The 12,527-nt window shown below is 41.9% G+C and carries 9 protein-coding genes; 7 read left to right on the top strand and 2 right to left on the bottom strand.

Annotated features, from left to right (window positions below; all coding sequences use genetic code 11):
• Together NCWK1_RS22695 and NCWK1_RS22690 are read right to left on the bottom strand one after the other, a co-directional pair.
• Nucleotides 1-2,349: NACHT domain-containing protein (locus tag NCWK1_RS22695; RefSeq protein ID WP_103126272.1), on the bottom strand; the 2,349-nt coding region annotated here is incomplete at its 3' end.
• 218 nt (nt 2,350-2,567) lie between these two features.
• A complete protein-coding gene (locus tag NCWK1_RS22690; RefSeq protein ID WP_103126271.1) occupies nt 2,568-3,533 on the bottom strand; it encodes a GDP-mannose 4,6-dehydratase in 966 nt (321 codons plus the stop codon).
• A 1,319-nt stretch (nt 3,534-4,852) separates the two neighbouring features.
• Between NCWK1_RS22690 and nifB the strand changes: the two genes are divergently transcribed.
• The 7 genes from nifB (at nt 4,853) to nifD (ending at nt 12,447) form a co-directional block, all read left to right on the top strand.
• A complete protein-coding gene (gene nifB / locus NCWK1_RS22685) occupies nt 4,853-6,301 on the top strand; it encodes a nitrogenase cofactor biosynthesis protein NifB (protein ID WP_096576478.1) in 1,449 nt (482 codons plus the stop codon).
• A 100-nt stretch (nt 6,302-6,401) separates the two neighbouring features.
• Nucleotides 6,402-6,749 (top strand): DUF362 domain-containing protein, encoded by a 348-nt coding sequence (locus NCWK1_RS22680; protein WP_103126270.1) that lies wholly within the window; start codon nt 6,402-6,404, stop codon nt 6,747-6,749.
• A 2-nt stretch (nt 6,750-6,751) separates the two neighbouring features.
• Entirely contained in the window at nt 6,752-7,954 is a 1,203-nt protein-coding gene (gene nifS, locus NCWK1_RS22675) for a cysteine desulfurase NifS (protein WP_103126269.1), read from the top strand.
• Nucleotides 7,955-8,142: 188 nt separating this feature from the next.
• Nucleotides 8,143-9,063, top strand: a complete 921-nt coding sequence (gene nifU, locus NCWK1_RS22670) for a Fe-S cluster assembly protein NifU (protein WP_103126268.1) — start codon at nt 8,143-8,145, stop codon at nt 9,061-9,063.
• A 195-nt stretch (nt 9,064-9,258) separates the two neighbouring features.
• On the top strand, nt 9,259-9,618 hold the full coding sequence (locus NCWK1_RS22665) for a group I truncated hemoglobin (protein WP_103126267.1): 360 nt from the start codon (nt 9,259-9,261) through the stop codon (nt 9,616-9,618).
• Nucleotides 9,619-9,942: 324 nt separating this feature from the next.
• Complete coding sequence (nifH, locus tag NCWK1_RS22660; RefSeq protein WP_096576486.1) at nt 9,943-10,830, top strand: nitrogenase iron protein; 888 nt, start codon at nt 9,943-9,945, stop codon at nt 10,828-10,830.
• 174 nt (nt 10,831-11,004) lie between these two features.
• Entirely contained in the window at nt 11,005-12,447 is a 1,443-nt protein-coding gene (gene nifD, locus NCWK1_RS22655; RefSeq protein WP_103126266.1) for a nitrogenase molybdenum-iron protein alpha chain, read from the top strand.
• Nucleotides 12,448-12,527: the final 80 nt, after the last annotated feature.

The raw sequence follows: 12,527 nt of genomic DNA, 5'->3' as shown, positions 1-12,527 counted from the left end.
TAATTGTGCCACTGCTGTCTCCCGCACATCCGAATCAACATCTTTGCTATTGGCGAGTTCTTGAAGAAAGGTTTTAGTGGATTCCTCTTGCCAAGTTGTGGCTATTGCTGTGACTGCTTGAGTGCGAATTTCTTGTATTAGCAGATTTTCGCCGTCATCGAGGATAGGTTGATAATAATACCAGAGATCATATTTAATTAAATCTTTTAACTGATTCAGTAATTTATCAGCTACTTTTCTCATCTTTGAGCGATGTCTGACTTCAACAAGACATTTAGCCGCTAAAAAGAGATTGATAAATTTCTTTTCTTCACCATCTTGCGCCATTAAATACTCAAGAATTTCACCAACATATTCGGGTTCAATCATCCCAGCAATTAATAGCAAAACTTCATGCCAAGTTTCATCATCCCAATGTTTGCCAAAAACTTCCGTTGTTAAGGAAATATTTCGTTTCTTCTCAAATCGCCAGACAAAATACAAAGCACAGAAATATTCCAAAAAAGTTCGATGTACAAAACCATAGTAATCAGCACCACGAAAGCATAACATAAAGTTACGAGTCCGCAGTTGGTCAATTATTTTCCTTGCCGCTAATTTGGGTTGCTCAAACTCTAACTCTTCTTTTAAATAGTCAGTCAGAACCTTGATTAAACTATCTTCACTAATCACATTGCCAGCTAAACCTGCATCGCTAGTTTGCATAGTATAGGCAACTTGACGTAGCATGGCTTGCTTATCTTTATCATTAATAGCCCATTTATCTGTTTCTAAAGCACGTTCTACATCCCACTTGTATAACAATACTCTGGATGCTTGATTATAAAGTTCTGGTCTATCTCTAGGTAGTTCTTGACTGAGATTGAGAATTGCCATCATAGTTATTAGCAGAGGATTTCCTGCTAGTTCAGCAATAGATTTTGATTCTTTAATTGCTTTTTGCAGTCGCTCTTGTTTAAGGTCTTTTTCCTCTTTATCACTGGCATTAAAAGTCCTTTCATGCCAGCGGTCAATAAAATCTGTAATTTGTTCTGAGTCTAAATCTTGCAAAATGAAATGTTTAAATTCAGCATCTTGCAATGATTGAGGTTGATAGCCGATAATGCGAGAAGTGACAATTACTTGCACATCTGGATATTCGTTAGTAAAGCGATGAATAGAATCAATGACTTCGTTTCGCATCACTGAATCAAATATTTCATCTAATCCATCAAACATAACTAAAGCATTACCTGCCTTGAGTTGTTCGTGCAGCTTATGCTGATTGAGATGAAAGAAGCACTTGGGGGCGTGATTATAATATTCTAGAAAATTATTACATTTCTCGTTGCGATCGCGCACATAACTGTTCAATTCAATGAGCAAGGGAATCGGCAAAGAAAAATCTTTTAGTGTCAAAGTTTCTTCAACCCATTTTAATGCTAGGTAATGAAGTAACGTAGACTTACCCGAACCCGGATCGCCTAAAATTACAAGATAATTTTTTGAGTGTTTTTCTTGAATAACATCTAATACTGAACGTATCGGCTGCTGAACATAATTGCGTTTATAGCGGTCTAATTCTTCTAAATCAAATTCAGTGTCTAATTGCTGAGTTGCTTGTAATCGGCGGAGATGTTCTTTAGGTAGTTCTGGCAACACCTGATAAACTTCGCGGACATTTTGAGGAATAAATATTTGCCATAAATTAATCCTCAATTCGCTGCCTTTATTCTCTAAACGATGCAGCTTTAAACTAATGTAACGCTCACGAATAGTTTCTAGATATTTTTCTAAATCAAAATCTGGTGTAATACTACGATTCTCTTTTAAAAATCTGAGAATTTCTTCAAGTCTCTGACCTAATAAAATACTGCGTAGTTCAGATGAGTCTCCAAGAATTTCTTTACATTTTTCAATATATTTTTCTGTAACCGATTGCCAGTTAAAGTTAGCTGGCATAAGTGGTAAATTAAGCTCATCCCAGATATTTCTGAGTTCTTGATAATTAAGAGAATTACAATCGTCTTTAAAGGCTTTTCCTAAAATTTGTTTAATAGATTTATTATATATAAACGTTTTTAGAGGTTTAGCAAATTTCTTAATATCTGCTTCTGATACTTGGCACAACTTCAACTCGTCTTCTACAATTTGAAAAAACTCTTTCAGTGCTTTAATAATAGCTTTTTGCAGTGGCTCTTTCTCAAATAGTGCTATGGGGACATTATTGAAACGGTCTTTGAAAAAGTCCTTAGCATAGTCTCTGGCTAATTCCTGAGCAAATTCCTTAACAAATTCCTGATTCATAATTGTCTTAACTAATACCCCAACAGCATTAGTCGCTACCCACCCAAGAATCCATTCCACCATAAGAACTGCGATCGCCTAGTGTATTGTTTAAGTATGAGTATATACACCAGTCTCAGCCAGCATGGGCGAATTTAGGATGATTTAACCTCAGCGATGTAAAAAAAAGGCGATCGCCAAAAATCACTATAATTTACTTAAATAAATTGACTAAAATCATATCTCACATAGAGGCGCAAAGAATTGTAGTTTAAAAATGCCTCTTTGCGCCAAAGCTAAGTTCACAAATAATCTTTTTGTTTCTCTTCTATCATCATTCGCACTACATCTTTCATTGTGTATTGTGCTTGCCATCCCAGCTTTTCTTTTGCTTTCGCTGGGTTGCCTCTGCCAACTACAATATCAGTAGGTCGTAATAAACTACTATCAGTAGTTACATATTCCTGCCAGTCTAGCCCTACACAAGCAAAAGCCTGCGCTACAAAGTCCTCTAATTTTGATGTCTCACCCGTAGCAATTACATAATCATCAGGTTGTTCTTGTTGCAACATTAAATACATCGCATTCACATACTCCGCAGCCCAACCCCAGTCCCGACGCACCGACAGATTTCCCAAATAAAGATGATTATCAGTTCCTTGAGCAATACGACAAGCCGCAGAAATAATTTTCTGAGTTACAAATCTTTCTGGTCTTAACGGCGACTCATGGTTGTATAGAATACCAGAACAAGCAAACAAACCATAAGCTTCTCTGTAATTAGCGACTTCCCAAAAAGCCGTAGCTTTAGCCACACCATAAGGACTGCGCGGACGAAATGGTGTATCTTCATCTGCTGGCTGTTCACCTGTATTCCCAAAGCACTCACTAGAACCAGCATTATAAAGTTTAATCGGCGCACCAATAAAACGAATAGCTTCTAATAAATTCAAAGTTCCAGTAGCGATACTCTCTAAAGTTTCTACTGGCTGTTCAAAAGACAAACCCACAGAACTTTGTCCAGCTAGGTTGTACACTTCATCAGGCTGAATCTTTGTCAAAACCTGCAAGACACTACGAAAATCAGTCAACGCCACAGATGCTAGTTTAATTTGATCACGGATGCCCAAGCGCACTAAATTATGAAACGAGGACATCTGTGCGTCTCGTGAAGTCCCACAGACAATGTATCCCCGGTTTAATAGTAACTCTGCTAAATAAGCCCCATCTTGCCCTGATACACCACAAATAAGTGCTTTCTTCTGCATATTTTATCCCAACAATATTACGTAGAAAAATGTAGTACTTAAACCAACAGTAAAAATAAAACAACCATATTATCATTATTTTTCGGGAATGCCTTCTTAACTAGGACTTACGCAAAAAAACGAAAAATTAAGGTTTTAGAGCAGGGTGTAAGAAGATATTCAAAACCCTTACACCCTATATCCGTTACTGAGTGCAGTCAAAGTACGCACCACAATCCCCACAAATAATTTTGGTGTGTAAGTTCTATTAACATTTCTCCTGTAAATCTGTTTGGGAAAGGAAGTGGTTTTCTTGTGAGTAAATACCTGACCACTGCGGAGTACAAATACTAACCTCTTGTGGCAATGTCTGGCGATCGCCCTTCATTTGTAACGCAATTAACTTTTATGCTATCTGTTAGATATGCTGCAATTTGAATATCAAAATATTTTACTTTTTATATAAAAAAATTAATTTTTGCAAATTATATTCATTAATTTTGACACTTTCAAAAACCTTGAAACCTAACAATATCATACTCTTGGGTGCGATTTAATTTCATTAAACTTAGAAAACTTAAGAAAATGTGAATTACATTTTTCTCTAAAAAAAAATGATATGTTGTATACAGAATTGAATTTCGCACGTATCTGGAGTAGTACCTACGAATCTACTCCAGTTTTTCCCCTTAAATCCTTAAGCCATCGCTATTTTTGGCAAGATTTGTGAGGGGTTGAGTACAATTTTTTGTATCCCGAAATCAGCAGCAAACAGCCTCAAAGCTTTGCTGATATTGGGTTATAGCTGAGTACAAAGAAATCCTAAACCCCACTCTAAAAATACAAGAACCCTGACCTAAAAATACTAGAACCCCTACCCGAAAATAAAATTTATAAACTTTTTTATAGCTCAATATCAAGGTTTGCAGATTTGAGTACAAATCTAATAAATCCAATAAATTCTATCCAAATGTAACTTCAGTCGAGCTAAAAAACGGCTGCTATAAATCATATATCGCCAATCACCAATGACTCGAAACAAAACAACGAGCCAAAAGTGAGTGGAGGGATGAGATAGCACCATGCCTCGGTGAATCGAAGTCGCGGCTGTACACACCAACTCTACCCACAACCTCAAAGTTGACACACACCAGCCGAAACACAAGGATTCATAGCCTGCCATCATCAGCGAAGTTGCCCAACCAGTGGCTTTGCTACAACCAAAGGATGCACTCCTGCGGGCAGTGTGATGGCCGTGACTTCCATTCTACTAGGGCAATAAAAATAGCAACTGCATCTCCCACAGTGGCAGCTTAGTCCACCGACATTTGCGAAATTCAATGACACCACAGGTTACAGACTCCTCCGTTACTGAATCGACACCTACCCAAGCAAAATCTGGTGGTTGCGGATGCGACAGCAAAAGCAGCGCCACCGTGGAAATGGACGAAAAGCTCCAAGAACGTATTGCTAAACATCCCTGCTACAGCGAAGAAGCTCACCACCATTACGCGAGAATGCACGTTGCAGTTGCACCCGCTTGCAACATTCAATGCAACTATTGCAACCGCAAATATGACTGCGCCAACGAAAGTCGTCCTGGTGTAGTGAGCGAGTTACTTACACCGGAAGAAGCAGCACATAAAGCGTTGGTTATCGCAGGCAAAATCCCCCAAATGACAGTTTTGGGAATTGCTGGCCCTGGCGACCCTCTAGCCAACCCAGACAAAACCTTCCGCACCTTTGAGTTGATTGCAGACAAAGCACCAGATATCAAGCTTTGCTTATCAACTAACGGTTTGATGCTAACTGAATACATCGATCGCATTAAACAATTAAATATAGATCACGTTACTATCACCCTAAATACCATCGACCCAGAAATCGGCGCGCAGATTTATTCATGGGTTCACTATAAGCGCAAGCGTTACAGAGGTGTTGAAGGAGCCAGAATTCTGCTCGAAAAGCAGTTAGAAGGCTTACAAGCTTTGAGAGAAGCCGACATTCTCTGCAAGGTCAACTCCGTGATGATTCCCGGAATTAATGACCAACATTTAGTAGAAGTCAACAAAGCAATTCGTGAGCGTGGTGCATTCTTGCACAACATCATGCCTTTGATTTCTGCACCAGAACACGGTACACACTTCGGCTTAACAGGTCAACGCGGCCCCTCACAAAAAGAACTCAAATCAGTTCAAGACCAGTGCGCCGGCAACATGAAAATGATGCGCCACTGCCGTCAATGCCGCGCAGATGCCATTGGTTTGTTGGGTGAAGACCGCAGCCAAGAATTCACCAAAGAGAATTTCTTGGAAATGGCTCCAGAGTACGACTTCAGCAAGCGTCAAGAAGTTCACGAAGGTATTGAGAAATTTAGAGAAGAAATCAAAGCAGCCAAAGAAAAGGCAAAAGCTGGCAAGCAGCAAAGTGCAAACAATCCGAAAATCTTAGTTGCAGTCGCAACCAAAGGCGGCGGATTAGTTAACCAACACTTCGGCCACGTCAAAGAATTCCAAGTTTATGAAGTCGATGGTAACGAAGTTCGTTTCGTTAGTCACCGCAAGATTGATCAATATTGTCAAGGTGGATACGGTGAAGCCGCCACCGCAGAGAATATTATGAAGACAATTGCAGATTGTAAAGCAGTATTGGTTTCCAAGATTGGCAACTGTCCCAAAGAAAAATTGCACGAAGCTGGCATACAGACCGTTGAAGCTTACGACGTAATCGAGAAAGTTGCTTTAGAGTTTTACGAACAGTACGTCAAAGAATTAGGAAATAGGGAATAGGGAACAGGTGACAGGTTACAGATAATTTTTTATCATCTCTCACCTGTCACCTATCACCTATCACCTCTCACCTATCACCTCATTCGCAAGGAGAATAATCATGGCTTATAAGATTACCAGCCAGTGTATTTCTTGCAATCTCTGTGAGTCTGTATGCCCCACTGGCGCAATTAAAGTAGAAGGCACCCGCCACTGGATTGACAGCGAACTTTGCACAAATTGTGTCGGTAGTATTCATACCGTGCCTCAATGTAAAGCTGGTTGCCCAACTTGTGATGGTTGCGTTAAAGAGACAAACGATTATTGGGAAAGCTGGTTTGCTAAATATAACCGCGTTATAGGGAAATTAACAAAAAAACAAGATTATTGGGAACGTTGGTTTGACTGTTATTCAAAGAAGTTCTCTGAACAAATGCAAAAGCATCAGGGTGAAATATTAGGGGTATAAGAATGAGCGTCATTTATCTAGATAATAATGCGACTACTAAGGTAGACCCACAGGTTTTAGAGGCAATGATGCCCTACTTAACCGAATATTACGCCAACCCCTCAAGTATGCACACCTTTGGCGGGCAACTGGCTAAAGCAGTGAAAACAGCCAGGGAACAACTAGCCGCCCTCCTCGGTGCAGATGAATCAGAAATCGTTTTTACGAGTTGTGGAACCGAGGGAGATAACGCAGCCATTCGCGCCGCTTTGTTAGCCCAGCCAGAAAAACGCCACATCATCACCACCCAAGTAGAACATCCGGCGGTGCTGAATGTCTGCAAACAACTAGAAACCCAAGGTTATAATGTTACTTATCTTTCGGTAAATAGTCAGGGGCAGTTGGATCTAGATGAACTAGAAGCCTCGCTGACTGGGAACACCGCCTTGGTAAGCATCATGTATGCTAACAACGAGACAGGCACAATTTTCCCGATTGAGCAGATTGGATTACGCGTTAAAGAACGCGGCGCACTGTTCCACGTAGATGCAGTGCAAGCAGTGGGTAAAATTCCCCTGAACATGAAGACCAGTACAGTAGATATGTTAACTATGTCTGGTCATAAGATTCACGCACCCAAAGGTATTGGCGCGTTGTATGTGCGCCGGGGCGTGAGATTCCGTCCCCTGTTGATTGGTGGACACCAAGAACGCGGTCGCCGCGCGGGTACAGAGAATGTTCCTGGTATCGTTGGTTTAGGTAAAGCAGCCGAGTTGGAATTGCTGCATTTAGAAGAAGCAACTACCAGAGAAAGACAGTTGCGCGATCGCCTGGAACAAACTCTCCTCGCTAAAATCCCTGATTGTGAAGTTAACGGCGATACCAAAAATAGATTGCCCAACACCACCAACATCGGTTTTAAATATATCGAAGGTGAAGCAATCCTGCTTTTGTTAAACAAATACGGTATCTGTGCCTCATCTGGTTCCGCTTGCACCTCCGGTTCACTCGAACCATCCCACGTTCTGCGGGCAATGGGTTTACCATACACTACCTTACATGGTTCCATTCGCTTCAGTCTTTGTCGCTACACCACCGACGCTGAAATTGATCGCGTCATTGAAGTCATGCCCGAAATTGTAGAACGTCTGCGCGCTTTGTCACCATTCAAAAACGACGACGCAGGTTGGTTGCAATCTCAAGAACAAACACTGGCACATCGATAAATAGGTTACAGGTTACAGGGAACAGGTTACAGATAGTTTCTATAACCTGTCACCTGTCACCTGTCACCCTTCGGGTGACGCTCCTGCGTCGCTACCGCTTCGCTAACGCCACTTGCTTTATGCCGGGAAACCCGTCCACCACAGTGGCTCACCTGTCACCTCTCTCCACTCAGCACTCGGAATTTAATATGTGGGACTACACAGATAAAGTATTAGAACTGTTTTACGATCCCAAGAATCAGGGGGTCATCGAAGAAACCAGCGAACCTGGAGTTAAGGTTGCAACAGGAGAAGTCGGCAGCATTTCTTGTGGTGATGCCCTCAGACTGCACCTGAAAGTAGAAGTAGAATCTGATAAAATTCTTGATGCCCGCTTCCAAACCTTTGGTTGTACTAGTGCGATCGCTTCTTCTAGTGCATTGACCGAAATGGTTAAGGGTTTAACTTTAGATGAAGCCCTGAAGGTATCTAACAAAGACATTGCAAATTACCTCGGCGGCTTGCCAGAAGCCAAAATGCACTGCTCAGTTATGGGTCAAGAAGCCCTAGAAGCCGCCATCTATAACTATCGTGGCATTCCTCTAGCTGCCCATGACGACGATGACGAAGGCGTTTTAATTTGCTCCTGCTTTGGTATTACTGATACAAAAATTCGTCGCGTAGTGAAAGAAAATAACCTTACTACTGCGGAGCAGGTAACAAATTATGTCAAAGCTGGTGGCGGATGCGGTTCCTGTTTAACAAAAATTGATGATATTATTAAAGATGTAGAGCAGGAAGTCGCCACAACCACTAAAAACGCAAATAACGGCATAAAAACAGCAGAAATTCTTAACTCTGGTCAGATAGCTACAGCCACAAGACCACTGACCAACGTCCAAAAGATTGCCTTAATTCAAAAAGTTCTCGACGAAGAAGTCAGACCCGTCCTCATTGCTGATGGTGGAGATGTAGAACTGTACGACATAGAAGGAAATACAGTTAAAGTCATTCTCAAAGGTGCTTGTGGTTCTTGTTCTAGCAGCACCGCCACCTTAAAGATAGCGATTGAATCGAGACTGCGCGATCGCATCAGCAAAGACATAGTAGTACAAGCAGTTGAGCCATAGCTCTAAGTTTTACCCACAGTACAAATACACCCTAATGTGCAACAGCCAAGAACAGAAAGTAGGATTTAACTGATACGATTGTTTTCTCATCAATGTTTTATTCCTACTGACAACAAACAGCTAACAGCACATAGGCAAAGATATTCAACGCCTACCTGCAATTTCAATATCCAACACGCTTCAAAGGAAAAGGATATGAGTGCAACATTGTATGACAAACTTGGCGGACAACCGACTATTGAGAAAATAGTTGATGATTTACACAAACGCATCTTGGCAGACAATACCCTCAAACCATTTTTCGCTAACACAGATATGGCGAAACAGCGCGCTCATCAAGTTGCTTTCTTCTCTCTGATATTTGAGGGGCCAAAGCAATACACTGGTCGCCCAATGGACAAAACACACACAGGTATGAGTCTACAGGAACCACACTTTGATGCGATCGCCAAGCACCTAACTGAGGCTATGGCTGTAGGTGGAGCATCAGCAGAAGATACCAAAGCTGCGTTAGATCGCGTTTCCAGCTTGAAAGGAGCTATTTTGAACAAGTAATGGGACTGACGCATTGATTATTGACTAATAGCTTAGTTAAATCTCACCTAGCGTTCCCAGTTTTTCCAGATTATGGCGTATTTGTAAAGTGTGTAATTCCTTTGTCATTTGCCTAATAAACAACAAATGACAAAGACTAAACAAAATTTTAACCCCGAATCATTATGACACCAATATCCACCAATTTTGCTGTAGAGCGATCGCCCCCGGCGTGTGCCTAAACGACCGTTCTACAAACCCCTCACAGCCATAGCTCAACAGGCGTGAGATTCTCAAACAAAGGCTCATACCCACTAAACCAACCAATTGTAGGAAAAGAGAACCATGACTGACGAAAAAATTAGACAGATAGCTTTCTATGGTAAAGGCGGTATTGGTAAATCTACCACCTCCCAAAACACCCTGGCAGCTATGGCAGAAATGGGTCAACGCATCATGATCGTAGGTTGTGACCCTAAAGCAGACTCCACCCGTTTGATGCTCCACGCCAAAGCACAAACCACCGTATTACACTTGGCTGCTGAACGCGGTGCAGTCGAAGACCTAGAACTAGAAGAAGTAATGCTCACCGGTTTCCGTGGCGTTAAGTGTGTAGAATCTGGTGGCCCAGAACCCGGTGTAGGTTGCGCTGGTCGTGGTATCATCACCGCTATTAACTTCTTGGAAGAAAACGGTGCTTACCAAGACCTAGACTTCGTTTCCTACGACGTATTAGGTGACGTTGTGTGCGGTGGTTTTGCTATGCCTATCCGTGAAGGTAAAGCACAAGAAATCTACATCGTTACCTCCGGTGAAATGATGGCGATGTACGCTGCAAACAACATCGCTCGTGGTATTTTGAAATACGCTCACTCCGGTGGTGTACGCTTGGGTGGTTTGATTTGTAACAGCCGTAAGACAGACCGGGAACACGAACTCATCGAAACCTTGGCAAAACGGTTGAACACCCAAATGATTCACTTCGTACCTCGTGACAACATCGTTCAACACGCTGAATTGCGCCGGATGACCGTCAACGAGTACGCACCTGACAGCAACCAAGGTAATGAATACCGTGAATTAGCTAAGAAAATCATCAACAACGATAAACTCACCATTCCTACACCAATTGAAATGGATGAATTAGAAGCACTGTTGATTGAATACGGTATCCTCGATGATGATTCTAAGCACGCAGAAATCATCGGTAAGCCCGCAGAAGCTACCAAGTAGGTAATTCCCTAATTGGGAGACAAGGAAAGTATGAAGTATGAAGTGTAAAGTCTGAAATCTCAAATATTTCATCTTTTAACCTTCAGCTTTGATCCTTTAGCCTTCAACCTTCATCCTTCTCCTCTCCCTTTTTTCCCTAAATTTCCCCATCCTTAACAGTAACCGAGGCAGACTATGACACCTCCAGAAAACCAAAATCTTGTAGATGAAAATAAGGAACTTATTAAAGAAGTTCTGCAAGCTTACCCCGAAAAAGCTCGCAAAAAACGCGAAAAACACCTCAACGTCCACGAAGAAAGCAAGTCCGATTGCGGCGTTAAGTCTAACATCAAATCTATTCCTGGTGTAATGACCGCTCGTGGTTGTGCTTATGCAGGTTCTAAAGGTGTGGTTTGGGGTCCTATTAAGGACATGATCCACATCAGCCACGGCCCAGTAGGATGCGGTTACTGGTCTTGGTCTGGTCGTCGTAACTACTATGTAGGTATCACAGGTATCAACTCCTTTGGTACCATGCACTTCACCTCCGACTTCCAAGAACGCGACATCGTATTCGGTGGTGACAAAAAACTCACCAAAATCATCGACGAACTAGAAATTCTCTTCCCTCTAAACCGTGGTGTTTCTATTCAATCTGAATGTCCCATCGGTCTAATTGGGGATGACATCGAAGCTGTAGCTAAAAAAGCTTCTAAGCAATATGGTAAACCAGTTGTACCCCTACGTTGCGAAGGTTTCCGTGGTGTATCTCAGTCTTTAGGCCACCACATTGCTAACGACGCTATCCGTGACTGGATTTTCCCTGAATTTGACAAGGCTAAGAAAAACAACACAATTGACTTCGAGCCAAGCCCTTATGATGTAGCTCTAATCGGTGACTACAACATCGGTGGTGACGCTTGGGCAAGCCGGATGTTATTAGAAGAAATGGGCTTGCGCGTTGTTGCTCAGTGGTCTGGTGACGGTACACTCAACGAGTTGATTCAAGGCCCTGCTGCTAAATTAGTTCTCATCCACTGCTACCGTTCTATGAACTACATCTGCCGTAGTTTGGAAGAACAATATGGTATGCCTTGGATGGAATTTAACTTCTTCGGCCCCACCAAGATTGCTGCATCTTTACGCGAAATCGCCGCTAAATTTGACTCTAAGATTCAAGAAAACGCTGAGAAGGTCATCGCTAAATACACACCAGTGATGACTGCGGTACTTGAAAAGTATCGTCCTCGCTTGGAAGGTAACACCGTAATGTTGTACGTAGGTGGTCTACGTCCTCGTCACGTTGTTCCCGCTTTTGAAGACTTGGGTATCAAAGTTGTCGGTACAGGCTACGAATTCGCTCACAACGACGACTACAAACGTACCACCCACTATATCGATAACGCCACCATCATTTATGATGACGTTACCGCCTACGAATTCGAGGAATTCGTTAAAGCTAAGAAGCCTGACCTAATCGCTTCCGGTATTAAAGAGAAGTACGCCTTCCAAAAGATGGGTCTACCCTTCCGTCAAATGCACTCTTGGGATTACTCCGAACTTGGCGACGGGGCAAATATGTCAGGTAAATCAAGGTTTTCTTGTGACGGGAGAAAAAATAGTCTATTTTTAGCCTAAATGCAGGTTGTAGGGTTACGTGATAACAATATATTTTTGCGTTTTAAGACAATATAACTCTTATATGGTATGGTTTTTGG

This window comes from Nostoc cycadae WK-1 (genome assembly GCF_002897135.1).
In the GTDB taxonomy this organism is placed as follows: domain Bacteria; phylum Cyanobacteriota; class Cyanobacteriia; order Cyanobacteriales; family Nostocaceae; genus Nostoc_B.
Note: the sequence above shows the minus strand (reverse complement) of the source record. Positions and strands in the feature narration are given on the sequence as shown.